Raw genomic sequence first — 26,255 nt, forward strand, 5'->3', positions numbered from 1 at the left:
CGATCGGGCGGACGTGTCACACGGGCGGCACCGGCGGTGCTCTACGGGTGTGGATGTCGTGAGGCACGGTGCGAGTGCACCGGCCGCCGCCCTGACCGCCGCCCTGTCCCCTGACGGGCGCCCTGCGGCGGTCCGGCGAGCCCAGCGGAGGAGCGGCGTGGCGGTGTCGACTCGCCCGGGAGCCGTCCGGGCCGACCTCGAGGAGGTCTTCCGCGCCGCCTACCCCCGGGTCGTCGGCGTCGCCGCCCGCGTGCTGGGCTCCCGCGACGAGGCGGAGGACGTGGCCCAGGAGGTCTTCCTCAGCTTCGGTCACTCCTCGGTGCCGGCCGGTGAGGCGACGGGCTGGCTGTCGGTCGCCGCGGCGCACACCGCGCTGAACCACCTGCGGTCCGGTCGTCGGCGGGCCACCCGTGAGCAGGTCGCCGGCGACGGCGACGTCCTCGCGCCGGACGTCGCGGACACGGTCGTGACCCTCGACGAGCGCCGCCGCGTGCGGGCGGCGCTGGCCCGGCTCCCCCGCAAGCAGGCCGTCGCCCTGGTGCTGCGGCACAGCGGCCTCAGCTACGCCGAGGTCGCGGCCGCCCTCGAGCTCTCCCCCGGCAGCGTCGGCACCACCGTGCGTCGCGCCGAATCCGCCCTACGCGAGGAGTTGACCCGTCATGCGTCATCCCACTGACGGCACGCTGCGCCGGCTCGTGGACGAGCCGGTCGGCGTCGCCGACGCCGACCGCGAGCACGTCGCGGGCTGCCCGGTCTGCCTGTCCGGGCTGGCCGCCGCCCAGGCCGACGCCGCGCTCGCCGGTGCCGCGCTGGACGCGCGTGTCTCCCCCGACGTGGACGCCGGGTGGCACCGCCTGTCGCACGCGGTCCCCGTCCGCGCGCGGCCGGCATCCGCCGCCCGCACCCCCCGCCGTCGGGCGCTGCTGCGCAGCCCCGTGGTCGCCGTGGCCGGCGTCGTGGCCCTGCTCACGGGGGCCGGCGCCGCGGCCGCCGCGGACTGGCTGCAGATCTTCCGGACCGAGCAGATCGCCCCCGTCGCGGTCAGCTCGGCCGACCTGGTCGCCCTGCCCGACCTCACCGCCTACGGCGACGTCGAGGTGGTCGAGGAGCCCGACGTGCGGGAGGTGGCCGACGCCGCCGCCGCGGAGGAGGCGACCGGGCTGCCCGTCCCGCAGGTGGGCGACCTGCCCCGGGGCGTGTCCGGCGACCCCGCGTACCAGGCCGGCGGCCGGCTGAGCGCGGTGTTCACCTTCTCGGCGGAGGAGGCCGCGCAGGCCGCCGCGGCCGCCGGCGAGACCCTGCCGCCCGCGCCTCCCGGCCTCGACGGCGGCCAGTTCCGGCTCTCGGCCGGGCCGGGGGTCGCTGCGGTCTGGTCCTCCGACAGCGGCCTGCCGGGCCTGGTCGTGGCCCGGGCGGTCGCCCCCACCGGGGAGTCCTCCGGCGTGCCGTTCGAGACCGCCCGCGACCACCTGTTGTCCCTCCCGGGGCTGCCCGACGAGGTCGCGTCGCAGCTGCGCAGCTTCTCCGGGGACGGGACGACGCTGCCGCTGCCCGTGCCGGCCGAGTTCGTGTCCAGCTCCGGCGCCGACGTCGGCGGGGTGCCGGCGACGGTGCTCACCTCGCGGGACGGCGTCCTGGCGGCCGTGGTCTGGGTCGAGGACGGGATCGTGACCGCGGTGGCGGGCTCGCTGAGCGCCGACGAGGTGCTGTCCGTCGCCCGCGGGCTGCGGTGAGCGGGACCACCACCGGAGGCGCCGTCCAGCCGGGCGGCGCCTCCCTGGCTGCCGCGGAGCGGCTGCTCGCCGAGCTCCCGCCGTCCCCGGCGGTGTGGTGCTCCGGCCTGCGCAAGCGGTACGGACGGCGGACCGCGGTCGACGACGTGTCGTTCACCGTCGGCCGCGGCGAGGTGCTGGGGCTGCTGGGCCCCAACGGTGCCGGCAAGACCAGCACCATCAAGATGCTGCTCGGTCTCGTCCGGCCCGACGCCGGAGAGGTGCTGCTGCTGGGGCGGCCGGCGCGGGATCCGCAGTCGCGGTCGCGCGTCGGCTACCTGCCGGAGCTCTTCCGGTACCAGCCGTGGCTCACCGCGGCCGAGGTGCTGCGGCTGCACGTCCGGCTGGCGGGCGTCGCCGTGCCGGTCGGGGAGCAGCGGGAGTGTCTCGCCCTGGTGGGCCTGGCCGACCGCGCCGGCGACCGGGTGGGCGGGTTCTCCAAGGGCATGCAGCAGCGGCTCGGGCTGGCCGTCGCGCTGGTGGCCCGCCCGGAGTTCGTCGTCCTCGACGAGCCGACCAGCGCCCTGGACCCGCTCGGCCGGGCCGACGTCCGGGACCTGGTGCTCACCCTCAAGGCCCGTGGCGTCGCCGTCCTGCTCAACTCGCACCTGATCGGCGAGGTGGAGCGGGTCTGCGACCGGGTCGTCATCCTCGACAAGGGCCGGGTGGCGGCCTCGGGCAGCCTGTCGGAGCTGCTCGGCCGGCGGGAGGTCCGGCTGCGGCTGGACGGGGTGCGGCCCGAGGCGGAGGCGCGGCTGGCCGCCACCGGCCGGCTGCGCCGCACCGGCGACTGGTTCACCGTGGAGCTGCCCGACGGCGAGGAGGCGGCCGCGGTGCCCGACCTGGTGGCGGAGCTCGTGGGCCTCGGGGTGCGGGTGCACGCGGTCGAGCCCGGGCGGATCAGCCTCGAGGAGCGGCTGCTCGGCATCCTGCGTGACGGGGTCCGGCCGTGACCGTCCGGATCGTGCTGACCATCGCCGCCCTGACCCTCCAGGAGGCCGCCCGCCGCAAGGTGCTCCGGGCGCTGGCCGGCCTGACGGTCGTGCTGCTGGCGCTGTCGGCGTGGGGGTTCTCGCGGATCGACGCCGAGTTCGGCGGCCTCACCACCGGGGAGGCACGGCTGGCGGGCGCCACGGTCCTGAACCTGGTGATGTTCGGCTTCAGCCTGATCGCCGCGCTGGGGACGGCGTTCCTCGCCGGCCCCACGCTCGCCGGCGAGGTGGAGTCCGGGACCGCGCTGGCGATGCTGGCACGGCCGGTGCGCCGCTCGGCGGTGCTCGTCGGCAAGTGGCTGGGGCTGGTGGCCTTCGGCAGCGGCTTCGTGGTGCTGGCGGGGTTCGCCCAGTTCGTCATCGTCCAGGTGACCGTGGGCTACTGGCCGCCGTCGCCGGTCACCGGGCTCGCGCTGCTCGCCGCGCAGACGGCGGTGCTGCTCACCCTCGGCCTGCTCCTGTCCACCGTGATCTCCCCGATGGCGTCGGGGGTCGTCGCGGTCGGCCTGTTCGGCGCCACCTGGATCGCCGGGGTGGTCGGCGGGATCGGCGGCTCCCTCGGCAACGAGGGCGTGGCCCGGGTCGGCACCGTGTCACGGATGGTGCTGCCGACCGACGGCCTGTGGCGCGGGGCGATGCACGCCTTCCAGGACCCGACCCTGCTGACGCAGCTGGGCCCGGGCTTCGACGGCTTCCCGTTCCTGGGCGAGGCACCGCTCACCGCCGCCTACCTCGCCTGGGCCGCCCTGTGGATCGCCGTCGTCCTCGCCCTGGCCGGGCTGGCCTTCCGGCGCCGCGACCTGTGAGCCCCCGGCAGCGGGTCAGACGGTGAACTCCACGCCCTGCGCGAGGGGCAGCTCGCCCGAGAAGTTGACGGTGTTGGTGGCCCGGCGCATGTAGCTGCGCCAGGCGTCGGAACCGGACTCCCGGCCGCCGCCGGTCTCCTTCTCCCCGCCGAAGGCGCCACCGATCTCGGCCCCGGAGGTGCCGATGTTGACGTTGGCGATGCCGCAGTCGGAGCCGTCGGCGGCGAGGAAGCGCTCGGCCTCGGCGTGGTCACCGGTGAAGATGCTCGACGACAGGCCCTGGGGCACGCCGTTGTTCAGCGCGACGGCCTCCTCCAGCGTGCGGTAGGGCAGCACGTACAGGATCGGGGCGAACGTCTCCCGCCGCACGACGTCGGTCTGCTCGGGCATCCGCACGACCGCCGGCTCCACGTAGTAGGCGTCGGGTGCCTCCTCCTCGAACCGGCGGCCCCCGCCCACCACGACCTCGCCGCCCTGCTGGCGGGCGGCGTCGAGGGCGTCCTGCATGCCCTTGTAGGCCGCGCCGTGGACGAGCGGCCCGACCAGGGTGCCCTCGGCCACGGGCGAGCCGATCGGCAGCCGCCGGTAGGCGTCGGTGAGCCGGCCGGTCAGCTCCTCGATGACGTCGACGTGGCAGATGACCCGCCGCAGGGTGGTGCACCGCTGACCGGCGGTCCCGGCCGCGGAGAAGACGATGCCGCGGGTGGTGAGGTCGAGGTCGGCCGAGGGCGTCACGATGGCGGCGTTGTTCCCGCCGAGCTCGAGCAGCGACCGGCCGAAGCGCTCGGCCACCCGGGGGCCGACGGCCCGGCCCATGCGGGTCGACCCGGTGGCGCTGAGCAGGGCGACACCGGGGTGGTCGACCAGCGCCTCGCCGACGTCCGGGCCGCCGATCAGCAGCTGGCTGAGGCCCGCGGGGGCGCCGGTCTCGGCGATCGCGCGGTCGAGCAGCGCCGCGCTCGCCGCGGCGGTGAGCGGGGCGAGCTCGGAGGGTTTCCACACCACGGGGTCGCCGCAGACGAGGGCGACGGCGGTGTTCCAGGACCAGACGGCCACGGGGAAGTTGAAGGCGCTGATGACGCCGACGACGCCGAGCGGGTGCCACGCCTCCATCAGCCGGTGACCGGGACGCTCGGAGCTGATCGTCTTCCCGTAGAGCTGCCGGGACAGGCCCACGGCGAACTCGCAGATGTCGATCATCTCCTGGACCTCGCCCAGGGCCTCGGAGGTGATCTTGCCGACCTCGAGGCTGACCAGGGTGCCGAGGTCGGCCTTGTGCTCGCGGAGGAGCTCGCCGAGGCGGCGGACCACCCCGCCGCGGACCGGCGCCGGGACGGTCCGCCACTGGCCGAACGCCTCCTGCGCCCGGGTGACGGCGCCGTCGACGTCGGCGGCGGTCGACCAGCGCACGGAGGCCAGTGACCGCCCGGTGACCGGTGAGGTGACGGAGCGGTCGCCGGCCAGGGCCTCCAGGTCGACGCCGCAGCGGCGCGCGGCGTCCACGGCCCGGCGGCGGAGGTCGTCGGCACTGGGCAGGGTGGTCACTGGCTCTCCTTCAGACGACGTTCAGTTCGGGGCGGGCCCGTGCACCGGCGAATCGTGCGGCATCGAGGCCGGAGACGTCGACGAAGGGTTCCTCACCGAGGTACAGGTCGCGCACCACCTCCCCGACGGCGGGTCCCATGAGGAAGCCGTGCCCCGAGAAACCGGTGGCGTACAGGAAGCCCGCCACGGCGTCCGCGCGGCCGATCAGCGCGTTGTGGTCGGGCGTCATCTCGTACAGCCCGGCCCATCCGCCGGCGATGCCCACCTCGGACAGGGCGGGGACGCGCCGGTCGATGGCCGCCCCCAGCCGCGGCAGCCAGGCGTCGGACTGGCCGAGGGCGAAGCCGGGCTCCTCGTCGGGGTCGGACATCCCCAGCAGCACGCCCTCCCCATCGCCGTGGAAGTAGAAGGAGCTGTCGAAGTCGATGGTGAACGGGGTGGCCGGATCCAGCCCGGGAACCGGCTCGGTGACCAGGACCTGCCGCCGCAGGGGGGTGACCGGCAGGTCGACGCCGGCCCACGCCCCGACCTCGGCCGACCAGGCCCCGGCGGCGCACACGACGGTGTCGGTCGCGATCGTCCCGCCCGCGGTCCGCACGGCCACGATCCGCCCGTCCCGGACGTCGATCCCGGTGGCCGCGCAGTGCGGCAGCAGCGTCGCCCCCGCCCGACGTGCCGCCGTCGCGTAGCCGAGCACGACGGCCTCCGGCGTGCAGTGGCCGTCGGTCGGCGACCAGGCCGCGGCCAGCAGCCCGTCCGGGGCGACCAGCGGGGACAGCCGCCGGGCCTCGGGGACGTCGATCACCCGGCTCGGGACGCCGAGGTCGTTCTGCAGGGCGACGGCGGCCTCGAACGCGGCCACGGCCTCCGGCGTGCCGAGCAGGAACAGGTAGCCCACCTCGTGCAGGTCGATCTCCTGGCCGAAGCGCGGGCCGAAGTCGCGGAAGGTCTCCAGGCTCCGGGCGCCGAGGGCGACGTTGACCGGGTCGGAGAACTGCGCGCGGACGCCGCCGGCCGCCCTGCAGGTCGAGCCGGAGCCGAGGGCGCCCCGGTCCAGGAGGACGACGTCCCGGACCCCACTGGCGGCCAGGGAGTACGCCGTGCTGAGCCCGATCACGCCGCCGCCGATGACGACGACCGAGGCGGCCGCCGGCGGACGGCGTCCGGCAGCGGTCACGAGCCCCCTTCCCTCGGGTGGCGGGCCGCAGGACGCCGCAACTCCGTGGTCACCGGACGACGGGACCGACCGCGTCCCCGGCGACCGGCTCGACGGACACGCCCCCGGGGATGCCCAGTGCCGCGGCGGCGCGGGCCAGGGACTCCGCCCGCTGCTCGGCGTACAGCTGCTCCGGGATCCGCACCGGGCGGCCGATCGCGCCGGCCAGCCAGTCGGCGTCACGGGGCGCGCCACCCTGTCCGGCGTCCATCTCACCGCGGCCGCTGAGGTTGGAGGCGAAGATCCCCGCCGCGGAGCGCGGGAGGAAGTCCTCGTAGACGATCGGCTCCGCGACCAGCCAGCCGCCGTCGAGCAGGCCGGCCAGGTCGCGCGGCGGCTCGGTGCCGTCGGGCCGGCGCTCGGCCGGGCGGAAGGTGCAGAAGGTGAGGTCCCGCCGCACCAGCTCGGCCTCGGTGTCGGGCAGCCCGGCGGCCCACACCTCCGCGCCGACGTCCTGCCGCGGGCGGCCGGGCGTCTCGGCCAGGCGCCGGTCCACCTCGGCGACGAGGTCGTCGTACAGCTCCCGTCCGCGGGGCGTCAGGGCGATGCCGCGCGCCTCCACCTCGCCGAAGCGGACCCGCAGCTCCCCCTGCGCGATGGTGCCGTCGGCCTCGCGGAACCGGCGGGGCTCGGCCAGCGCCCGGAAGGAGGTCTGCCGCAGCAGGACGTCGGGGCCCTGCCACCGCGGCGGGCCCTGGATCTCGTCGATCATCTGGACGCCCAGCGACTGCATGCTGGCGTAGAGGTCGTCGATGTCCAGCACCCGCGGCGTCAGGTGGTTGACGTGCGTGGTGGTGACGCCGCCGATGTCGGCCGCGACGCCGGAGACGCGCTCGAGCTCGGTGTACCAGCCACGGTCGACCGGGTCGGCGGACAGCGCGAAGGCCCCGGTGGCGAGGTCCAGGAAGCGGGCGGCGTCCGCCTCGCCGAGCTCGCCCTCGGCCTCCGCCCGGTCGGCGAGGTCGAGCAGCTCGCCGGGGAAGAGCGTCCGGGCGGCGAGGAACCGGCTCAGTCGCCGCTCCAGGTCCTCGTCGAAGAACCGCCGGTCCTGCGGCACCAGCATCGAGGTGAACACCCGGAACGGGTTGCGGGCGAGCTCGGTGCGGTCCACCGGCCGGAACGCGGTCGACACCACGGGGACCGGCTGCGGATCGGCGTCGCGCAGGTCGTAGAAGCCGGTGGGGTGCATGCCCAGCGCGGCGAAGACGCGGGCCACCTGGCTGAGCTCCTGCGGCGTCCCCACCCGGATGGCCCCGTGCCGTTCGGCGGTGACCCGGTCGATGGAGCCCAGCCGCTCGGCCGCCGCGCCGTCGCGCTCCATCACCCGCCGGTTCACCTGGGCGGACACGTCGACGAGGGTGGTGTAGGCGGGCACCTCGCGGCCGTAGAGCTCGGAGAGCCGCCGGGCGAAACGCGCGCGCAGCTCGGTGGTGACGACGGTGCTCATGGCAGTGCCTCCGGGGGACGTGGTGACGGCGGCGCGGATGGGCCGGGCTCAGCCGTAGTCGTCGTAGAAGCCGCTGCCGCTCTTGCGGCCCAGCCGGCCCTGGTCGATGTGCTCGCGCAGGAGCCGTCGGGGCCCCTCCGGGATCCCCTCGCGCACGGCGGCGTAGTGCTCCTCGATCGCCAGCACGACGTCGAGCCCCACGACGTCCATCAGCCGGAAGGGCGGCGTCCCGGGCCGGGTGAACAGCTGCCACATCAGGTCGACGTCCTCGGGGGCGGCCACGCCCTCCTCGACCACCATCAGGCACTCGCGCTTGATGGCCGCCCAGATGCGGTTGAAGATGAAACCGTCGCTCTCCCGGCGCACCCGGAACGGCACCAGTCCGTACCGGGGCAGCCACGCCATCAGCGCGTCGACCACGGCCGGGTCGGTCCGCCCGCAGGACATGAGCTCGACGGCGTTGTGCTCCGGCGGCGACTGGAAGTGCGTGTTGAGCACCCGCTCCGGGCGCGTGACCTCGCCGATCACCTGGCTGGTCGGGATGGACGACGAGTTGCTGGCGAGGACGGCGTCGGGCTCGGCCAGCCGGTCCAGCCGGCCGAAGACCGCGGTCTTCACGTCCAGCCGCTCGGGCACGGCCTCGACGACCAGCCAGGCGCCGGCCAGGGCCTCCTCCAGCTCGGCGACCGCGGCGACCGTGCCGCGGCCCGTGCTGTCCATGCCCATGGCCCGGTGGACGTCCTCGATCGCGGCCACCGCGTGCTCGCGGGCGGACTCGCGCTGCTCGGCGGAGGTGTCGGTGATGCGCACGTCCGTGCCGCCGGCCGCCAGGACCGCGGCGATGCGGCGGCCCAGGGTGCCGGCGCCGACGACGGCCACCGGCCGCCGGTCCACGTCCTCGGGAAGTACGTAGCCCATCGCGGTCCTCCTCGTGGTGGTCGACCCCAGGGTCGCAGGGTGCCGTCGCCGCCGTGCCGGCGGATCGGGCCCGGTCAGGCGGTGGCGCGTCCGACGACGGTGGCGATCACCCGGTCGGGGTCGTCGACGGCGTCCCCGGCCCAGGCGACGAACTGGTCGGGTCGGACCAGCACCAGGTCGGCTCCGTAGGCGTCCCGGACGTCGGCGCCGACGTCGACGGCCCGGACGGGGACCGAGGCGCGCTCGGCCGCCGCGAGCAGCTCGTCGCCGGCACCCCCGGCGCGGAGCAGGACGAAGCCGCCCCCGGTGAGCTGGTCGAAGAGGTCCGCGCCGGTGCCCTCGGGCTGGCTCGCCAGGTGGTGCCCCGGGCGGGCCCGCGTCTCGTGCCGGCCCCGGGCGCTGGGGGTCCCCCCGCCGCCGCCGGCGACCACCGGGGACCCCTCGTAGTTCGGCTCGAAGGCGTCGACCTCGTCGACGGCGGCCTGGGCCCGCGCCGCCCACGCGGCCTCGAACGCCGCTTGGTCGGTGTCCGGGTCGTGGGTCGCGAGGAACTCCCGGTCGACCTCGATGGACCGCGCGATGAAGTCGTCCCGGGTCGAGGCGAAGACCGGGCGCCGCTCCGCGTCGTAGGAGTCCAGCAGGTGCGGCCCGGCCCAGCCCTCCAGCGTGGCGGCGAGCTTCCAGGCGAGGTTGGCGGCGTCCTCGAACCCGGTGTTGATCCCGTAGCCGCCGTAGGGCGGGTGGCTGTGCGCGGCGTCGCCGGCGATGAGGACGCGGCCCTGCCGGTAGCGGTCGGCGAGGGCGAACCGCATGTCCCAGTGGCCGACGTGCTGGATCTCGGCGTCGACGTGCGCCCCGATCGCGCGCTCGAGCAGCGGCTCGAAGTCGGTGGAGCCGGGGTCGAGCTCCCGCTCCACCGGCGCGTGGAAGAACCAGGTCTCCCGGGCGTCGACGCGGCCGAGGAACTGCCAGTAGCCCTCCAGGTCCGGGTGCAGGACGTTGACGAACGACATCCCCGGGAAGCGCTCGAGCAGGCCGTCGAGCTGCTGGGAGCGGAAGACCAGCAGGACCATCAGCTGCTCGTGGTCGGTCCCCTCCTGGGTGATCCCGGCGGCCTCGCGCACCATCGAGCGGCTGCCGTCGCAGCCCACCACGTACTCGGCGTCGATCTCCAGCACGTCGCCCGACCCGTCGCGGGCCGTGACCAGGACCCGGTCACCACGCTGGGTGACCTGCTCGGCCCGCCAGCCGTCGTGCAGCGAGACCGTCGGCAGCTCGGCGACGCGGCCGCGCAGTGCCCGCTCGGTGGCGTACTGCGGCAGGCGCTCGTTGTCCGCCGCGTAGAACCGGCGCACCGAGCTGCGGCGCAGCCACTCGTAGTCGTACCCGCTCAGCAGCGAGCCGTAGGCGGTCATCCCGCGGCCCTGCGCCGCGGAGATGGTCCGCCCCGCCCGGACGCGGTCCTCGACGCCCCAGGCGCGCATGTGCTCCATCGTCCGCTGGGTCAGGTTCTGCCCCTTGGGCACCGGCTGCGGTCCGGGACGGCGCTCCACCACGGCGCACTCGATCCCGCGCTGCCCGAGCGCGATGGCCAGCCCCGTCCCGACCGGCCCTCCTCCGACGACGGCGACCCGGGTCGCGATCGTCCGGGTGGTCATCGGGCCACCTCGCCGGCGGAGCGCCGTCCGTGGTGGCCGCCGGGGGTTCCGGCGCCCCTGCTGATGGTCTGCGCGGGAGAGCGCCGATCGGTGACGGTCACGCCACGTCCTTTCCTGAGTCCGGATCGTCGATGGGGCGGTGGCCGGGACCACCGCCGACGCCGGCCCCCGGTCGCGCCGCGGCCGTGGTCGGCGGCTGGCGACCGGGGGCCGGCGGGTCAGGAGGTGCCCAGGCCGAAGACCCGCTCGGCGTTGGTCTGGAACAGCATCTTCCTGGTGTCCGCGTCGACGTCGAGCTGGTCGTGGGTGCGGACCTCGTCGATCTCGTACTCGTACGGGTAGTCCATCGCGTACATGACCCGGTCGGCCCCGAGGACCTGCTGGCAGAAGCGGATGGCCGGCTCCCAGGCCATGCCGCTGGTGGTGATGTAGACGTTCTCCCGCATGTAGTCGCTGATCTTCCGCTCGATCGGCTTCATCGACTCGTACCGCTGGGCACCCACGGTCGCGGCGTGCATGTGGTCGAGCCGGAACAGCCAGAACGGGATGGCCTCCCCCGCGTGACCGACGACGATCCGCAGCCGCGGGAACCGGTCGAACACGCCGGCGGTGATGATCCGCAGCAGGTGCAGGCCGGTCTCGACGCCGAACCCGTAGATCGCGCCGTCCAGCCCGGCCTCCTGGAACGGCTCGATCATGTTCTTCGGCAGTCCGGCCGGGTGGATGTAGATCGGGACGTCGAGGTCCTCGGCCGCCTCGAAGATCGGCCAGAACTCCGGGTCGGAGAGGTAGCGGCCCTGGGTGTGGGAGTTGATCACCCCGCCGTGCAGGCCCAGCTCGGTCACGCCGCGACGCAGTTCCTCGGCCGCGGCCGCCGGGTCCTGCGGGGCGACCGCGGCCAGGCCGGAGAACCGGTCGGGGTGCCGCCGGCAGGCGTCGGCGAGCTCGTCGTTGGTCGACCTCGCCAGCGCCACCCCCTCGGCCCGGTCCAGCCACTGCACACCGGGCGAGGTCAGGAGCAGCAGCTGCCGGTCGATCCCGGTCGCGTCCATGTCGGCGAGCCGCTCCTCACCGAGGTCGATCAGCCGTCGCTTGATGTTGCGCGGACGCTCGGCCTGGCTGGTCGTGTAGAAGCCGGCCAGTCCGGCGAAGCCGGGGTCGACGTCGGGGCCCTCCATGGCGCGCGCCCAGGCGTCGAGCAGGTCCCGGGTCGCGAAGGCCTCCTCGGTCGCGATGCGCAGGTAGCCCTGGGCGCCACCGGTACGGGGGGTGTCGTCGGTCATGCGGTGCTCCTCCTCGGGAGACGGGCGGGGTCCGGCGGCGGCGACCTCCTCGAGGTCGACCGTGCGCCTGGGCGCCACCCCTCGACGGGCCGGCCGTGACGCCGGGATCGTGACCGGAGCCACCCGGACGGGAGGAGACCGTATCCGGCCGTTCCGCCCACGGGCCACTCCCCCTGGACGATTCCGCAGGACCGAACGGTGCCGGGTCAGACCGCGCTGATGCCACGGACCACGAGGGACACGGCGAGGAGGGCCATGACGACGGCGATGACCCCGTCGAGGACCCGCCAGGCCGCGGGGCGGGCGAACACCGGCCGGAGCAGGCGGGCGCCGTACCCGAGACCGGCGAACCACACGATGCTGCCGAGACCGGCACCGGCGGCGAACTGCCATCGGTGCTCGCCGTAGGTGGAGGCCGTCGACCCCAGCAGCACCACCGTGTCCAGGTAGACGTGCGGGTTGAGCCAGGTCAGCGCCAGCCCGGTGCCGACGGTGGTCAGGAGCCCGACGCGGGCGCCGGCGGCCTCGGGCAGCAGCGCGGCCGGTCGCAGCGCCCGGCGCGCGGCCCGCAGGCCATAGGCGAGGAGGAACGCCGCCCCGCCCAGGCACACCGCCGGGATCAGCCAGGGCAGCCTCGAGAGGACCGTCCCGGCGCCCAGGACACCGGCGATGATCAGCGCCAGGTCCGACAGCGCGCACACCGCCACCACGGCGGCCACGTGCTCCAGGCGGAGCCCCTGCCGCAGGACGAAGGCGTTCTGTGCGCCGATGGCGACGATCAGTCCGAGGCCCAGAGCGAGCCCGGACGCGGCGGCGAGCAGCGCGGTGGTGGTCAGCACACGGTGACGCTAGGAAGCCGGACTGCCGGACGTCCAGCTCATCATCTTGACGCATCATTAGCGTTGCTGTCCATGGAGCTGGACCTGGCCCAGTTGCGGGCGCTCGATGCGACGGTCCGGGGCGGCACCCTGGAGGCCGCCGCCCGGGCGCTGCACGTCACTCCCTCGGCGATCAGCCAGCGGCTGCGTGCCCTGGAGGTCGCCACCGGCCGGATCCTGCTGGTCCGCACCAAGCCCGTGCAGGTCACCGAGTCCGGTCAGGCGCTCCTGGGCCTGGCCCGGCAGATCGACCTGCTCACCGCGGAGGTCGCCCGCGGGCTCGGCGGCGACACCTCGCCCGAGCGCGCGCCGACGCTGCCCATCGCGGTCAACGCCGACTCGATGGCCACCTGGGTGCTGCCCGCGCTGACGCCGCTGGCCGGCGACGTCTGCTTCGACCTGCACCGCGAGGACCAGGAGCACACCAGTGCCCTGTTGCGCGCCGGCACCGTCATGGCGGCGGTGACCGCGGACGCCGAACCGGTCCCCGGCTGCACCTCCACCCGCCTGGGCGGCATGCGCTACCGGCCGATGGCCGCCCCCGGCTTCGCGCAGCGCTGGTTCCCCGACGGTCCCACCGCCCAGGCGCTGGCCCTCGCCCCCGTCGTCGTCTTCGACCGTGAGGACGACCTGCAGCACCGCTTCCTGCAGGAGCGGGCCGGCCGCGACGTCGATCCACCGGTGCACTACGTCCCCGCCGCGGCGGACCACGTCGCCGCCGTCACCCTGGGCCTGGGCTGGGGCATGGTGCCCGACCAGCAGGCGCGCGCGCTGAGGACGCGCCTGGTCGTCCTCGACCAGGACGCCGGGCTGGACGTCGTCCTGTACTGGCAGCAGTGGAAGCTGCGCTCCCCCCTGCTCGACCGCGTCCGCGCGGCCGTCCTCGACGCCGCCGGCCGCGACCTCGACCAGCCCGGCCACGCCGGCCGCTGACCGGCGCGCCGGCGGGTGCCACCTGTGCTGCTCACCTCGGCCCCCCGGGCCGGCCCGGCCGCCGGTGTCACGGTGCTGTCGTGCCCGAGGAGCGGCTCCGGTCGTCGGAGCAGCGAGGTCAGCGCTCCGAGCACGCGACCGCGGGGGGCGCGGACGCCTCAGAGGTCGTGGAAGGGCTGCGCGTAGCGGAACCGGCCCCGGAGCTCGGGGCGGTGGCGGGTGAGGGTGCGCGCCTGGAAGTGCGGTGCCCACTCGGGGTGCTCGGGCTCGACGCCGATCTCGGCTGCGGGCCGGAAGCCGAAGCGGGGGTAGAAGTCGGGGTGTCCGAGCAGGACGACCAGGGGTTCGTCGAGCGCGTCGGCGGCGCCGAGGACGGCGTGCATCAGGGCGCCGCCCACACCCTGGCGCTGATGGCTCGGGCGTACGCCGAGTGGACCCAGGCCGACGACGGGGTGCCCACCGGGCAGCAGCGTCGCGCGGGAACAGCAGACGTGCCCGGTGACCTCGCCGTCGGCCAGCGCGACCAGGGACAGCGCGCCGAGGAAGGCATCGCTGACGCGGAGGTCGTCGACGAGTCGAGGTTCCACCGGCTGCCCGCCCGGGTGCAGCGGGGCGAACGCCTCGGCGTGCACCCGGCGGATCGCGGACTCGTCACCGGGCGCCTCACGGCGGATCAACACCGTCCTGCCTCCTGTCGTCGCACCGCGGCGCGCCCAGCGGCGGGCCGCGTCGATTGACCGCGCCGGGCCGTCCTGCCAGCCTCGGCGACGGCCCACACACCGGTCGGGCCGCGGACGTGGCTCGCCGCCCCCTGCCACCCGTACCCGGCCGGTCGTGCGACGCCGCAGCGGTGACCAGCTGGTACCCCGGGCCAGGCACGGCCACCACCGTCGAGCTGGTCCGGACGAGGAGCTGACCGTGACCGACGCCGAGTTCCTCCGTCCCGGCGAGGCGGGGTACGACGAGGCGCGCCGGGTGTGGAACGCCATGGTCGACCGGCGGCCGGCACTGATCGCGCGCTGCCGGGAGACCCGGGACGTCGTGGCGGCGATCGCACTGGCCCGCCGTGCCGGCCTGGAGGTCGGCGTCCGGTGCGGCGGCCACGGCGTGGCCGGACTGGCGGTGCCCGAGGCCGGGCTGATGATCGACCTGACCCCCATGGGAGGTGTCCGCGTCGATCCGGAGCGGCGGCGGGCGTGGGTCCAGGGCGGCGCCCTGCTGGGAGCGCTGGACGCGGCGACCCAGCCGTACGGGCTGGCGACGACGGCCGGGAACGTCTCGCACACCGGCGTGGGGGGGCTGACGCTGGGCGGCGGGATGGGCTGGCTCGCGCGCCGGCACGGGCTCTCCTGCGACAACGTGGTGGCGTTCGAGCTGGTGACCGCGGACGGCGACGTCGTCCGCGCCTCGGCGGAGGAGAACGCCGAGGTCTTCTGGGGCTTGCGCGGGGGCGGCGGCAACTTCGGCGTGGTGACGGAGTTCGAGTTCGCGCTGCACGCGACCGGCACCCGGGCGATGAGCGTCGAACTGGACTTCCCGGTCGCGGACGCCGGGGCGGCCCTGGTCCGCTGGCGCGAGCTGGCCGCGGTCGCACCCAGGCCGGCGACCTACACCGCGACGGTGTCCGGTGGGATCGCCGCGCTCGGCTTCGTGTGGGTCGGTGATCCGGGCGCGGGCCACCAGCACGCCCGCGCCCTCGACACCCTCGGCCGGCCGATCGAACGGCGACTGCAGGAACCGTCCTACCTCGACCTGCAGCGCCGCGAGGACACCCCCCAGGGTCACGCCCAGCGCCGGTACTGGAAGGGGCACTACGTCCGGGAGCTCTCCGAGGGTGCGATCGCTGCGCTCCTGGCGCACGACCCGTCGGTGGCCGCCGGCCTGCAGGCGTACGGCGGGGCGATCGCCGAGGTGCCCGACGAGGCGACCGCGTTCAGCCAGCGCGACGCCGCCTTCGAGTACGTGGGCGCCGCCCGCTGGACGGATCCCGCCGAGGACGAGGCGCGGATCGCGACCGCCCGGCAGTGTGCCGCCCGGCTCGCGCCGTTCGCCTCCGGCGTCTACGTCAACGTGCTCGGCGACGAGGGCGCGGCCGGGGTACGACGCGCCTACCCACCCGCGAAGCTCGCCCGGCTCACCGCGCTCAAGGACGCCCTCGATCCGCACAACGTCTTCCACCTGAACGCGAACATCGCCCCCAGCCGGCAGAGCGCCCCGGCATGACGACCCTCGTCGTCATGCCGGGGGGAGGACGGGGAGCGGTCGCTCAGGGGCGGACCAGGACCTTGAGCGCCTCGCGCTGGTCCATCGCGCGGTAGGCCTCGGGGGTCTCGTCGAGGCCCACGGTGCGGTCGAACACCCGTCCGGGCTCGATGCGGCCCTCCAGCACGTCGGGCAGCAGCTCCTCGATGTAGGGCCGCTGGGCGCCGGGCCCACCGGTGAGTGTGACGTTGCGGCCGAACAGGCTGTCGAAGCCCACCGGCGCCGACTCGTACTGCGGCACGCCGACCCGGCTGATCACGCCACCGGCCCGCACCGTGCCGACGGCCTGCTCGTAGGCCGGCAGGTGGCCGACGCACTCCAGCACGGTGTGGGTGCCGCGGCCGCCGGTCAGCTCGAGCACCTTCGCGACGCCCTCCTCGCCCCGCTCGGCGACGACGTCGGTGGCGCCGAACTCCCGGCCGAGGTCGGTGCGGGCCACGTGCCGGCCCATCAGGACGATCTGCTCGGCGCCCAGCCGCTTGGCGGCCATGACCGCCAGCAGCCCCACCGCGCCGTCCCCGATGACCGTGACCGACGTCCGGGCGTCGACGCCCGCGGTGACGGCGGCGTGGTGGCCGGTGATGAGGACGTCGGAGAGCGTCAGCAGCGAGGGCAGCAGCGCCGAGTCCTCCCCCACCGGGGCCTTCACGAGGGTGCCGTCGGCCTGCGGCACGCGGACGGCCTCGGCCTGCGTCCCGGAGAAGAAGCCGCCGTGCAGGCAGGAGGTGGTCAGGCCCTCGCGGCAGAACTCGCAGGTGTTGTCGAACCACGCGAACGGCGCGATCACGACGTCACCCCGCTGGACGGTGGTGACGTCGGCGCCGACCTCCTCGACGACGCCGACGAACTCGTGGCCCATCGTCCGGCCGTGCTCCGAGGCCGGCATGGAGTGGTAGGGGTGCAGGTCGCTCCCGCAGACGCAGGCGCGGACGACGCGGACCACGGCGTCGGTGGGCGCCTGGACCGTCGGGTCGGGCCGGTCCTCGACCCGCACGTCGCCGGCGGCGTACAGGACTGTTGCTCGCACGGACTCGTGCCTCTCTCTCGGACGGACTGTCAGTGGGGTGGGCTCAGGCCTCGGGGATGACGCGACCGAAGGTCTCGCGGGTGACCTGCTCGGGCTCCGGGCCGCCGCGGACGCCGGTGTCGAGGGCGTCGATGGCGGCCAGCTGGTCACCGGTGAGCTCGAAGTCGAAGACGTCGAGGTTCTCGGCGATCCGTGACGGCGTGACCGACTTGGGGATGACCTGCCGGCCCTCCTGCACGTGCCAGCGGAGCATGACCTGGGCGGGCGTCTTCCCGTGGGCGGCCGCGATCTCGCCGATGGTCGGGTCCTGCAGGGTGCTGCCGTGCGAGCCGTCGCGGTAGAACGTGATGCCGCCGATCGGCGACCAGGCCTGGGAGAGGATCCCGTGTGCTGCGTCGGCCGCCAGCAGCGCGGGCTGCCGGAAGTAGGGGTGCACCTCGATCTGGTTGACCGCCGGCACCACCGACGTCTCGGCCAGCAGCCGGGTGAGGTGCTCGGGCATGAAGTTGCTGACGCCGATCGCGCGCACCCTGCCGTCGGCCAGCAGCTGCTCCAGCGCCCGGTAGGCGTCCAGCGTGAGGTCGAACTCGCCGGGCAGCGCCTGGTGCAGGATCAGCAGGTCGATCTGCTCGAGCCCGAGCTTGCCGGCGCTCTTGTCGAAGGCGTGCAGCGTTGCGTCGTAGCCGTAGTCGGTGATCCACACCTTGGTCTCGACGAAGACCTCGGAGCGGTCGAGGCCGGAGCGGCGCAGCGCCTCCCCCACCCCGCGCTCGTTGCCGTAGGCCGCCGCGGTGTCGACGTGCCGGTAGCCGGTCGCCAGCGCGGCCTCGACGGCCGCGACCGTCTCCTCCGGTGGGGTCTGGAAGACGCCGAAGCCGACGGCGGGGATCTCGACTCCGTTGTTCAGGGTGAGGGAAGCGCTGCTCATGGACTCCATGTTCGGCGTGATCGCCGTCCGCTGGCAGTGCCTGTCCGTCCAGGCACTGCCAGTGCCCCCTTCGCTCGCCGCGCCGCGGCTGGGCCCGGAGCCCTGGTCCCCGGGTACTGGCAGGACCTCCCTCCCGCCGCGCCGCCTGCCTACCGTGGAGACGTGAGCACTACCGGCCTCAACGCCCAGATCCGCGACTTCCTCAGCACGCGACGGGCGCGGATCACCCCGGAGCAGGCCGGCCTGCCCGCCTACGGCGGCAACCGCCGGGTGAAGGGGCTGCGCCGCGAGGAGGTGGCGATGCTCGCCGGCGTCTCGGTGGACTACTACGTCCGCATGGAGCGCGGCGGCCTGGCCGGCGCCTCGGAGAGCGTGCTCGACGCCCTGGCCGACGCGCTGCGCCTGGACGAGGCCGAGCGGACCCACCTGTACGCCCTCGCCCGGGAGAGCGGCGCCCGCGGCCACTCCCGCAGGCGCCCCGCCCAGAGCGCCGTCCGGCCGCAGGTCCAGCAGGTGCTCGACGCGATGACCGACGCCGCCGCCTGGGTGCGCAACGGCCGGCACGACATCGTCGCGACGAACTCCCTCGCCCGTGCCCTCTACTCGCCGGTCCTCGCCGAGCCCCGCCGTCCGGCCAACACCACCCGGTTCGTCTACCTCCGGCCCGAGGCGGCCCGGGAGTTCTTCGTCGACTACGACCGGGTCGCCAACGACGCCGCCGCCATGCTGCGCCTGGAGGCCGGCCGCAACCCGCACGACAAGGCGCTCATCGAGCTGGTCGGCGAGCTCTCCACCCGCTCGGAGCTGTTCCGCCGCCGGTGGGCCCAGCACGACGTCCAGTTCCACCGCAGCGGGCAGAAGCGGCTGCGGCACCCCGTGGTCGGCCAGCTCGACCTGGACTTCGAGGGGATGGAGCTCGCCTCGTCGCCGGGGCTGCACCTCAACGTCTACACCGCCGCCGCCGGCACGCCGGCCGCCGACGCCTTGCGGCTGCTGGCCTCCTGGGCCGCCTCCCAGGAGGAGCAACCCACCGGGACCGCCTCCGCCGTCCCCGACTGACCGGCCGCCGCCCCCCGGGCGGGCGTGGGTCAGGTCGCCGGCCCGGCGGTGCCGGGGAACAGCCACGACAGGCTGCGCCGGGCCGCGTGCAGGTACTCCTCGTGGCCGCTCTCGCGTCCGTGGGCGGGGTCGTCGAGGGCCGCGCGGCGGGCGGAGGAGGTGATCCGCTCGCGCAGTCCGGTCTTCCCGCCGGAGCTGCTCACCTCGGGCCCCCTGCTCCACCCGGTCCCCGTCCTCGTCGGGGCTCGGACCGGCTCGGTCCACCCGGCGGGTGCGACACTGCGGGCGATGACCGCGAACGGTGCCGAGCCGATGCCGGCCGCCGCCGTCCCCGTCCTGGACCTGGACCGGACCCCGGGCCACCTCATCCGGCGCGCCCAGCGGGTGCACGGGGCGCTCTGGGCCCGGCAGGTCGGTGCGGAGCCGACCGGCCCGCAGTTCGCCGTCCTCTCCGGCATCTCCCGCCGCCCGGGACTGGACCAGACGACGGTCGGCGCGCTGGCCTCCCTGGACGCGTCCTCGACCGCCGACATCGTCCGCCGGCTGGCCCGCCGCGGCTGGGTCACCGCCGATCCCGATCCCGCCGACCGCCGCCGCAAGGTCCTGCACCTGACCGGGCCGGCCCGCGCCCGGCTGCGGGAACTCACCGCACGGGCGGCGCTGGTGCAGCAGGCGCTGCTCGCGCCCCTGCCCGGCGAGCAGCGAGGTCAGTTCGTCACCGACCTCGCCACGGTGGCGTACGAGGGCGACCCGCCGCCGCGCCGGCGGGAGGGCCCCGACGACCTCGGCCTCGAGTCCTCCACCGCTCCCGGCCACCTCATCCGCCGCGCCCAGCAGGTGCACACGGCGAGCTGGACCCGGCACTTCGGCGGCACCCTGACCGGACCCCAGTACGCCGTCCTCTGCGCACTGGCCCGGCACGAGCCCAGTGACCAGGCCACCCTCGGCGACGCCGCCGCCCTGGACAAGTCCTCCGTCGCCGAGGTGGTCGACCGGCTGGCGTCCCGGGAGTTGATCACCGTGCTCGCCGACGCCGGCGACCGTCGCCGCAAGGCCCTGCGCCTGTCGGTCGTCGCCCGTGAGGCCCTACCCGCCATGACGCGGGCCGCCACCGAGGTGCAGGTGGAACTGCTGGCCCCCCTGCCGGCGTCGGCGCACCGCCGCCTCCTCGACGCACTGGGCGCCATCGCCCACCCGGATGCCTCCCCCGGCACCTGAACCCCGTCGAGGACGGCGACGCCCCCGGCCGCGCTCAGCGGGCAGCGACCGGCTGCCGCGCCTCGACCATGAACGCCGCGAAGAACCGGGCCAGCTCCTCGTGGGCGTCCAGGGGCAGGACGTGGGCGACGTACTGGTCGGGACGGACGACGACGAGGCAGCCACGGTCGCGATCGACGCCTCGCAGGTCGAAGACGTCGATCCCCGCCTTCAGGTCCGGGCAGAAGGCCTTCTCGTAGTCGACGAGGCCGAAGCGCCCCTTCCGGGGCAGCAGCAGGGGCGGCAGCGCCTCGATCGGCAGCTCGCGGTGCCCCTGCTGGAACACCGCCCGCAGGTCGAACACCGCGTCGTCGTCGGCACCGGCGGGGGTGGACCGGCGGACCGGTGACGCCTCGGCACCGGCGAGGAACTCGCAGAGACCGCGGATCCGCGACGCCGGGTCACGGGGATCCGCGGCGTCGGCGAACGCGTAGAGCCGCCACCGTCCGTCGGCCTCGGCCACGTGGCCGAGGTGCATCGGCCGGGCGTCCCCGAGCCGGACGACAGGGGCGGAGTGGAACCGCTCACCGATCGGGAAGCCCGTGGCGAGGTGCTGGTGGGTGGCCTCACCGGTGATGAGCGAGGGCTCGTAGTGGGTCGCCACGCCGGCGGTGAACCGCCCCTGCTCGGTGTAGAGGCGCTGCAGGCCCGCCGCGTCCGCACCCTCGGTCGCGGCGGCGTCCTGCGGCCGGGCACTGTGTCTGGCGGCCCAGTCGCGGTCGAAGTCGATCAGGCGCTTCGCCACCGCCTGGCGCTCGGCCGAGTAGGTGTGCAGCAGTTCCGGGGAGCTCCGGCCCTCCAGGACGGCGGCGAGCTTCCAGCCGAGGTTGAACGCGTCCTGCATCGACACGTTCATGCCCTGCCCGGCCTTGGGGCTGTGCGTGTGGCAGGCGTCGCCGGCGATGAACACCCGCGGCAGGCGGGCGCCGACCTCGCCGGCGGGGACGTCGTCGAACGCGTCGGTGAGCCGCTGGCCGATCTCGTACACCGACCACCAGACCACGTCGCGCACGTCGAGGGAGTACGGGTGCAGGATCCGCCGGGCCGAGGCGATCAGCGTGTCGAGGGTGATCCCCCGCGCCGCCACGCGCTCGCCGGGGCCCAGCTCGTCGAGCTCGATGTAGAAGCGGACGAGGTACCCGCCCTCCCGTGGGATGAGCACGATGTTGCCCTCGCCGGACTGGATCACCGCCTTGAACCGGATGTCGGGGAAGTCGGTCACGGCCAGGACGTCCATCACCCCCCACGCCTGGTTGGCGGCGTCGCCGCGCAGCGTCCGGCCGATCGACTGCCGGACCGTGCTGCGTGCGCCGTCGCACCCGACGACGTAGCGGGCCCGGACGGTCAGCTCCTCCCCGGCACGGTCGGGATCGGTCCGCTGGAGGGTGACCTCGACCGGGTGGTCCCCCCCACCGACCGCGAGGTCGCGCACCTCGAGGCCGTAGTCCGGCGCCAGCCGGCTCGGCGCGTGGCCCATCACGTCGAGCAGGAGCTGCTGGATGCGGGCCTGGTTCACGATGAGGTGGGGGAACTCCGACAGCCCGTCCTCGACGTCCTGGATCCGGCCGCTCCGCGAGATGCGCGTCCGGTCCTGCTGGTCCGGTCGCCAGAAGACCGTCTCGTTGACCCAGTAGCCCTCCCGCATCAGGCGCCCGCTGAGCCCGAAGGCGTCGAACATCTCGACCGAGCGGCAGGCGACGCCGTCGGCCTGGCCGAGCTCGAGCGGCCCGGGCCTGCGCTCGACGATGCGGGTCGTGATGCCGGGGAAGGCGGCCAGCTGCGCCGCGAGCACGAGCCCGGCCGGCCCGGTGCCGACGACGAGGACGTCCACCTCCTCCGGCAGCGGGCCGGCCGCGGAGGCGGGACCTGCCGGGTGGATCTCCGGGTCACCGGGGCGGAATCCGTTCAGGTAGAACTGCATGGTCCCTCTTCGACGACTCGGCGGGGCGGGCAGATCGACCGCGGGCGGCACGGCGACTCCGGGCGCGGCGTCCTCGCGAATTACTGCGTACACGGAGGACCTTAGGCGGAGCCGTGCTCCCGTGGCAAGGGCGCGCGGGCGAGACGCCCGGGCGACATGCGGGACACCGGCCGCTGGGCGCGCCGGGCACGGGCCGCCCTGGGCGATGATGGTCCGGTGTCCACGACCACCGATCCGGCCGCGGTCGACGGATCAGGCCCGTCGACGCTGTACCTGGTCAAGCAGCTGGAACAGGCCGTGCGCGCCCGCCTGGACGAGGTCCTCCGACCGGCCGCCATCACACCGCTGCAGTACACGGCGCTGACCGTGCTCGAGCGCCACGCCGATCTCAGCACCGCCGAGCTGGCCCGGAACTCGTTCGTCACCGACCAGAGCGCCGCCGACATGGTCGCCGTCCTCGAGGACCGCGGCCTGCTGTCCCGGCTCCTGGACCCGCGCGACCGGCGGCGCCGGGTGCTGCGGCTGACCGAGCGGGGCCAGGAGCTGCTGGACCGGTACCGCGACGAGGTCGACCGCCTCGAGTCGCGGATGGTGGCCCCGCTGACGCCCGTGCAGGCCGACGACCTCCGCCGGTACGTCGCGCTCTGCCGGGCCGCGCTGGACGGCACCGCGCGCCGCTGAGGCGACGGGCCATCGGCCACCCGGCCGGCCGGGGCGCGACGGGGACCGGCGGGCCGGGGATCGCTCCCCGGCCCGGCCGGTCCCCGCCGGGCTCAGCGGTGCCGCTTGCGGCCCGGCTCCCCCAGCCCGCCGACGAGGCGGGACGGGTCGAACTCGGTGAACCGCGCGCTGGTGCCCAGTGCCAGGGCGTCGGCGGCCGCGTTCAGCCGCTCCGGTTGCGCGACCCGACCCCAGCGGCCGGTGTCGAGCCGCTGCTCGAGAGCCTGCAGCGCCGCCACCTGCTCCGCCGCCTGGAACTCGCAGTGCCCCGTCCCCTGGACGTAGGCCTGGCGCAGCTGCCGCTCCTCCCCGGCCCGGCGCACCAGCTCGGCGTACCAGTCCTCGTGCTCGACGGGGACCAGTTCGTCGGCGACGGTGTGGATCGCCAGCTCGGGGACCTCCAGCTCCCCGGTGACCGTCGACGAGCGGGCCAGGTCGGCGACCGCGGCCGGGTCGGCCACGACGTCCGCGTCCCGGGTGAGGGCGGCGAGGTCGGCCTCGAGGTCGAGTCCCGCCTCGCGGTAGAGCGCCGCCACCTGCTCGGCGTGCGGGCTGCTTTGGAGGAGTGTGCGGTAGTCCACGCCCACGTTGGAGGCGGTGTTGCCACCGGCGACCAGCTCGATCTGCTGCCGGCCGGTCACGTACCGCTCGAGGCCACCGCCCTCGATGAGGGCCTGGTACTGCTGCAGCTGCTCCGCAGCGTGGTCACCGGGCGGCGCGGGAGCGTCGCCGGAGAACCAGGTCGCCAGGTTCAGGTAGACCGACGCGAGCGCGATCCGGGCCCGCCCCTCCGGCGTGGCCTGGGCCGCGGTGACCGACGCGATGAGCTGGTCGGCCGCCTGCTGCGCCTGCTCCGGGCTCTCGTACCGGACCAGCGGGACGTCGGGACCCAGCAGGTGCGACAGGGTGTACACGCCGTCGAGCTGGTAGGCGTTGAGGTTGAGCGCGCCCGCGACGATGCCGCAGGTGGTGAGGACGCCGCCGATCTCCCCCCGCGGGTCCTCGGCCTGCCGGGCACTGACGAGTCCGCCCATGGACCGGCCGAAGGCGATGGTCCGCTCCGGCTCGACGCCGAGCAGGTCCTCGAACGCCGCCAGGGCGGCGAACTGGTCGTCCACCGCCGTCTCGAGCGCCCAGAACGACGGCCCCGAGTAGGACGAGCCGACCAGGGCGTACCCCCGGTCGAGCAGCGCCTGCCGGGTCTCGTCGTCCGGCGCGTCCTGGGCGGTCAGCGGACCGAAGCCGTGCGCGTAGAGCACCACGGTCCCGTTCCACTCCGGCGGCACGTGCGCCACCCACGTGGCGCCGCTGGCCAGGTCGCCGCCGTACGGGCCTGGCGCCACCTCCGGCTGCAGCGTCGCGTCCGGCGGCGGCGTGGCGTCCGCGCCGGCGGCGGTCACCGACGCGCCACCGACCAGTGCCACGGCTCCCGCGACCGCTGTCAACCGTGTCGTCCACCTGCTCATCGACCACCTCGTCTCCGCCGGGAAACCCGGCATCGGGCTGCGTGTGATGCGGGCCACCCTCGCAGCCGTGGTGGACGAAGTACAGGCTTCCTGTCCTTTTTCCGCGCGCCGGCGCACGACGCGCCGCCTCAGGACGGCGGCACGCCGTCGGGAGCCGCTTGCAGCATGCCGGCGAGCTGGCCCCGGAACGCCTCGGGCAGGGGCAGTGGCCGCTCCCCGTCGCCGACGTAGACCACGGAGTGGCGCCCCTCGACGGCCGGCCGGCCGCCCGTGTGCACCGTCCAGGCATAGGCGATCGAGGACCTCCCGACCCTGACGACGCCGAGCGCGAGCTCGAACGCGTCGTCGAAGCGCAGTGCCGCGCGATAGGTGGCCTGGACGTCGACCCGCGGGAAGCCACCGTGGAACGAGTGGCCCAGGCTGCGCAGCAGGTCGTGCTCGGCGGCCTCGGCCCAGCGGAAGGCCGCCGTGAAGTGGATGCGGCCGCTGGCGTCGGTGTCGACCCACGCGACCCGGCCGCGGTAGAGGTGCTGCCCGCCCTCGGCGCTCCCGCTCATGCTCGGTCCTCGTGACCGGGCGCCGAGGCGTCGGGGCCGTCGAACCGTTGCCGCAACGCGATCTTGTCGTACTTCCCCACCGCCGTCTTCGGGATCGCCTCGACGAACTCCACGCGCTCCGGGAGCCACCAGCGGGCGACCTTGGGAGCGATGAACTCCCGCAGCTCCTCGGGCGTGGCCGAGGCCCCGGGCTTGAAGGACACCACCGCCATCGGCCGTTCGGTCCACTTCTCGTCCGCGACGGCGATGACCGCCGCCTCGGCCACCGCCGGGTGGTCCATCAGCGCGTTCTCCAGCTCGGGGGTGGAGATCCACTCACCACCGGACTTCACCAGGTCCTTGGCCCGGTCCTGGATGTGGATGTACCCGTGCGGTGTGATCGCGACGACGTCCCCGGTCCGGAACCAGCCGTCGTCGGTCCACTGCTGCCCGCTGGCCTGCGGGTCCCCGACGTACTCCCGGGCGACCCAGGGCCCGCGGACCTCGAGCTCGCCCATGCTCCGTCCGTCCCAGGGCACCAGGCCGGAGTCGCCCCGGGCCCGGATCTCGAGGAAGGGCATCGGCAGCCCCTGGGCGTGGCGGTGCCGCCGCTGCTCCTCCTCCGGGGCCTGCCGCAGCTCGTCGGTGAGGTTGGCGATGGCGCCCATGACCAGCTCCGTCATGCCCCAGGTGTGCACGAGGGGGACGCCGTGCCGCCGGCGCAGCCCCTCGATCATCGCGGGCGGTGCGGTGGCACCACCGCTGAGGACGGCGCGCAGCGAGCTGGTGTCGTACGCACCGGGCGCACCGTCGAGAGTCGTCAGCAGGCCCATCCAGACGGTGGGCACACCACCGGTGAGGGTCACCCGCTCCCCCGCGACGAGCTCGAGCAGGCTGGCCGGGTCGAGGAAGCGGCCGGGCAGCACCTGCTTGGCCCCGAGCAGCGCCGCGGTGTAGGGCCAGCCCCAGGCCAGCGCGTGGAACATCGGCACCACCGGCATGACCACGTCGTCGTCCCGGATCGCCAGCCACCCGCTGAGCGCACTGGACAGCGCGTGCACCGCGATGGCCCGGTGGCTCACCTCGACCCCCTTGGGCCGCCCGGTGGTCCCGCTGGTGTAGGTCACCAGCGCGGTGGACCACTCGTCGAGCTCGCCCGGCTGCCACTGCGGGTCCCCGCCGGCGAGCAGCTCCTCGTAGGACAGCAGCCCCTCCGGCGCCTGCCCCACGACGACCACGTGCCGGAACGGCGTCCGGTCGCGGATCTCCGCGTAGAGGCCCAGGAACGACTCGTCGACGACGAGGACCCGGTCGCCGGCATCGGCGGCGATGTAGGCGACGTCGTCGGCGTGCAGCCGCGGGTTGAGCGGATGGGTGACCAGCCCGGCGATCGGGGCGGCGTAGTAGACCTCCCAGTGCTCGGCCTGCGTCCACAGCAGCGTGGCCACCCGAGCGCCGGGCTCGAGCCCGAGGCCCAGCAGCGCGGAGGCGAGCTGCCGCGACCGGCGACCCAGCTCGGCGTAGGTCGTGCGGTGCAGGGAGCGGTCCGGACGGCGGCTGACCACCTCGCGGCCGGGGGCGAACTGCTCGGCGCGGCGGAGGATCGCGGCGATGTCCAGGGACTGGTGCAC

Annotated in this window: 24 protein-coding genes; 9 read left to right on the forward strand and 15 right to left on the reverse strand. The window is 75.0% G+C overall.

What is annotated here, in order from left to right:
- Nucleotides 1-157: 157 nt before the first annotated feature.
- The 4 genes from GCU56_RS02205 to GCU56_RS02220 are packed head-to-tail and all read left to right on the forward strand — an operon-like array spanning nucleotide 158 to nucleotide 3,570.
- Nucleotides 158-676 (forward strand): sigma-70 family RNA polymerase sigma factor, encoded by a 519-nt coding sequence (locus GCU56_RS02205; RefSeq protein ID WP_345771591.1) that lies wholly within the window; start codon nucleotides 158-160, stop codon nucleotides 674-676.
- Nucleotides 660-1,733, forward strand: coding sequence for a hypothetical protein (locus GCU56_RS02210; RefSeq protein WP_163479876.1), 1,074 nt, complete (start codon nucleotides 660-662; stop codon nucleotides 1,731-1,733). Before GCU56_RS02205 ends, GCU56_RS02210 begins: the two co-directional genes overlap by 17 nt.
- The gene (locus tag GCU56_RS02215) at nucleotides 1,730-2,725 is read left to right on the forward strand and encodes an ABC transporter ATP-binding protein (protein ID WP_345771592.1); all 996 of its coding nucleotides are present in this window, start codon (nucleotides 1,730-1,732) and stop codon (nucleotides 2,723-2,725) included. Before GCU56_RS02210 ends, GCU56_RS02215 begins: the two co-directional genes overlap by 4 nt.
- Entirely contained in the window at nucleotides 2,722-3,570 is an 849-nt protein-coding gene (locus GCU56_RS02220) for an ABC transporter permease subunit (protein ID WP_163479877.1), read from the forward strand. Before GCU56_RS02215 ends, GCU56_RS02220 begins: the two co-directional genes overlap by 4 nt.
- Before the next feature lie 15 nt (nucleotides 3,571-3,585).
- On the opposite strand, the gene amaB is transcribed toward GCU56_RS02220, so the two are convergent.
- The 7 genes from amaB to GCU56_RS02255 form a co-directional block, all read right to left on the reverse strand.
- The gene (gene amaB / locus GCU56_RS02225; RefSeq protein ID WP_163479878.1) at nucleotides 3,586-5,115 is read right to left on the reverse strand and encodes an L-piperidine-6-carboxylate dehydrogenase; all 1,530 of its coding nucleotides are present in this window, start codon (nucleotides 5,113-5,115) and stop codon (nucleotides 3,586-3,588) included.
- A 10-nt stretch (nucleotides 5,116-5,125) separates the two neighbouring features.
- Nucleotides 5,126-6,292: an FAD-dependent oxidoreductase gene (locus GCU56_RS02230; protein ID WP_163479879.1), complete on the reverse strand. Its 1,167-nt coding sequence runs from the start codon at nucleotides 6,290-6,292 to the stop codon at nucleotides 5,126-5,128.
- 49 nt (nucleotides 6,293-6,341) lie between these two features.
- Nucleotides 6,342-7,778, reverse strand: a complete 1,437-nt coding sequence (hglS, locus tag GCU56_RS02235) for a 2-oxoadipate dioxygenase/decarboxylase (RefSeq protein WP_163479880.1) — start codon at nucleotides 7,776-7,778, stop codon at nucleotides 6,342-6,344.
- Between the two features lie 48 nt (nucleotides 7,779-7,826).
- Entirely contained in the window at nucleotides 7,827-8,696 is an 870-nt protein-coding gene (locus GCU56_RS02240; RefSeq protein ID WP_163479881.1) for a 3-hydroxyacyl-CoA dehydrogenase family protein, read from the reverse strand.
- Nucleotides 8,697-8,770: 74 nt separating this feature from the next.
- The gene (locus tag GCU56_RS02245; protein ID WP_163479882.1) at nucleotides 8,771-10,354 is read right to left on the reverse strand and encodes an FAD-dependent monooxygenase; all 1,584 of its coding nucleotides are present in this window, start codon (nucleotides 10,352-10,354) and stop codon (nucleotides 8,771-8,773) included.
- A gap of 218 nt (nucleotides 10,355-10,572) precedes the next feature.
- Nucleotides 10,573-11,637, reverse strand: a complete 1,065-nt coding sequence (locus GCU56_RS02250) for an amidohydrolase family protein (RefSeq protein WP_163479883.1) — start codon at nucleotides 11,635-11,637, stop codon at nucleotides 10,573-10,575.
- A 206-nt stretch (nucleotides 11,638-11,843) separates the two neighbouring features.
- Nucleotides 11,844-12,476, reverse strand: coding sequence for a LysE family transporter (locus GCU56_RS02255; RefSeq protein ID WP_163479884.1), 633 nt, complete (start codon nucleotides 12,474-12,476; stop codon nucleotides 11,844-11,846).
- 72 nt (nucleotides 12,477-12,548) lie between these two features.
- Between GCU56_RS02255 and GCU56_RS02260 the strand changes: the two genes are divergently transcribed.
- Complete coding sequence (locus GCU56_RS02260; protein WP_163479885.1) at nucleotides 12,549-13,448, forward strand: LysR family transcriptional regulator ArgP; 900 nt, start codon at nucleotides 12,549-12,551, stop codon at nucleotides 13,446-13,448.
- A 158-nt stretch (nucleotides 13,449-13,606) separates the two neighbouring features.
- Here the strand turns inward: GCU56_RS02260 and GCU56_RS02265 are convergent, their stop codons facing one another.
- Nucleotides 13,607-14,128, reverse strand: coding sequence for a GNAT family N-acetyltransferase (locus GCU56_RS02265; protein ID WP_163479886.1), 522 nt, complete (start codon nucleotides 14,126-14,128; stop codon nucleotides 13,607-13,609).
- Nucleotides 14,129-14,366: 238 nt separating this feature from the next.
- On the opposite strand from GCU56_RS02265, the gene GCU56_RS02270 reads away from it, so the two are divergent.
- Nucleotides 14,367-15,671, forward strand: coding sequence for an FAD-binding protein (locus GCU56_RS02270; protein WP_204331315.1), 1,305 nt, complete (start codon nucleotides 14,367-14,369; stop codon nucleotides 15,669-15,671).
- Between the two features lie 43 nt (nucleotides 15,672-15,714).
- Here the strand turns inward: GCU56_RS02270 and GCU56_RS02275 are convergent, their stop codons facing one another.
- Both GCU56_RS02275 and GCU56_RS02280 read right to left on the reverse strand, forming a co-directional pair.
- Nucleotides 15,715-16,737: an alcohol dehydrogenase catalytic domain-containing protein gene (locus GCU56_RS02275; RefSeq protein WP_163479887.1), complete on the reverse strand. Its 1,023-nt coding sequence runs from the start codon at nucleotides 16,735-16,737 to the stop codon at nucleotides 15,715-15,717.
- A 43-nt stretch (nucleotides 16,738-16,780) separates the two neighbouring features.
- On the reverse strand, nucleotides 16,781-17,665 hold the full coding sequence (locus GCU56_RS02280; RefSeq protein ID WP_163479888.1) for an aldo/keto reductase: 885 nt from the start codon (nucleotides 17,663-17,665) through the stop codon (nucleotides 16,781-16,783).
- A gap of 162 nt (nucleotides 17,666-17,827) precedes the next feature.
- Between GCU56_RS02280 and GCU56_RS02285 the strand changes: the two genes are divergently transcribed.
- The gene (locus GCU56_RS02285) at nucleotides 17,828-18,724 is read left to right on the forward strand and encodes an MmyB family transcriptional regulator (protein ID WP_163479889.1); all 897 of its coding nucleotides are present in this window, start codon (nucleotides 17,828-17,830) and stop codon (nucleotides 18,722-18,724) included.
- Between the two features lie 29 nt (nucleotides 18,725-18,753).
- Here the strand turns inward: GCU56_RS02285 and GCU56_RS02290 are convergent, their stop codons facing one another.
- Nucleotides 18,754-18,927, reverse strand: a complete 174-nt coding sequence (locus GCU56_RS02290; RefSeq protein WP_163479890.1) for a hypothetical protein — start codon at nucleotides 18,925-18,927, stop codon at nucleotides 18,754-18,756.
- An 85-nt stretch (nucleotides 18,928-19,012) separates the two neighbouring features.
- Here GCU56_RS02290 and GCU56_RS02295 point away from each other — a divergent pair, with 85 nt between their 5' ends.
- Nucleotides 19,013-19,942: a MarR family winged helix-turn-helix transcriptional regulator gene (locus tag GCU56_RS02295; protein ID WP_163479891.1), complete on the forward strand. Its 930-nt coding sequence runs from the start codon at nucleotides 19,013-19,015 to the stop codon at nucleotides 19,940-19,942.
- A 34-nt stretch (nucleotides 19,943-19,976) separates the two neighbouring features.
- Here GCU56_RS02295 and GCU56_RS02300 read toward each other — a convergent pair whose 3' ends face one another.
- Nucleotides 19,977-21,902 (reverse strand): FAD-binding monooxygenase, encoded by a 1,926-nt coding sequence (locus GCU56_RS02300; RefSeq protein ID WP_163479892.1) that lies wholly within the window; start codon nucleotides 21,900-21,902, stop codon nucleotides 19,977-19,979.
- A 216-nt stretch (nucleotides 21,903-22,118) separates the two neighbouring features.
- Between GCU56_RS02300 and GCU56_RS02305 the strand changes: the two genes are divergently transcribed.
- Nucleotides 22,119-22,583 (forward strand): MarR family transcriptional regulator, encoded by a 465-nt coding sequence (locus GCU56_RS02305; protein WP_204331316.1) that lies wholly within the window; start codon nucleotides 22,119-22,121, stop codon nucleotides 22,581-22,583.
- A 92-nt stretch (nucleotides 22,584-22,675) separates the two neighbouring features.
- Here GCU56_RS02305 and GCU56_RS02310 read toward each other — a convergent pair whose 3' ends face one another.
- From GCU56_RS02310 to GCU56_RS02320, 3 genes are all read right to left on the reverse strand, one after another.
- Nucleotides 22,676-24,088, reverse strand: a complete 1,413-nt coding sequence (locus tag GCU56_RS02310) for an alpha/beta hydrolase family protein (protein WP_163479894.1) — start codon at nucleotides 24,086-24,088, stop codon at nucleotides 22,676-22,678.
- Nucleotides 24,089-24,216: 128 nt separating this feature from the next.
- A complete protein-coding gene (locus tag GCU56_RS02315) occupies nucleotides 24,217-24,645 on the reverse strand; it encodes an acyl-CoA thioesterase (protein WP_163479895.1) in 429 nt (142 codons plus the stop codon).
- Complete coding sequence (locus GCU56_RS02320) at nucleotides 24,642-26,255, reverse strand: long-chain-fatty-acid--CoA ligase (protein WP_204331317.1); 1,614 nt, start codon at nucleotides 26,253-26,255, stop codon at nucleotides 24,642-24,644. The genes GCU56_RS02315 and GCU56_RS02320 overlap by 4 nt, the downstream gene beginning before the upstream one ends.

Origin of the sequence: Geodermatophilus sabuli (assembly GCF_010686765.1) — a bacterium.
GTDB classification, from domain to species: Bacteria; Actinomycetota; Actinomycetes; order Mycobacteriales; family Geodermatophilaceae; genus Geodermatophilus; species Geodermatophilus sabuli_A.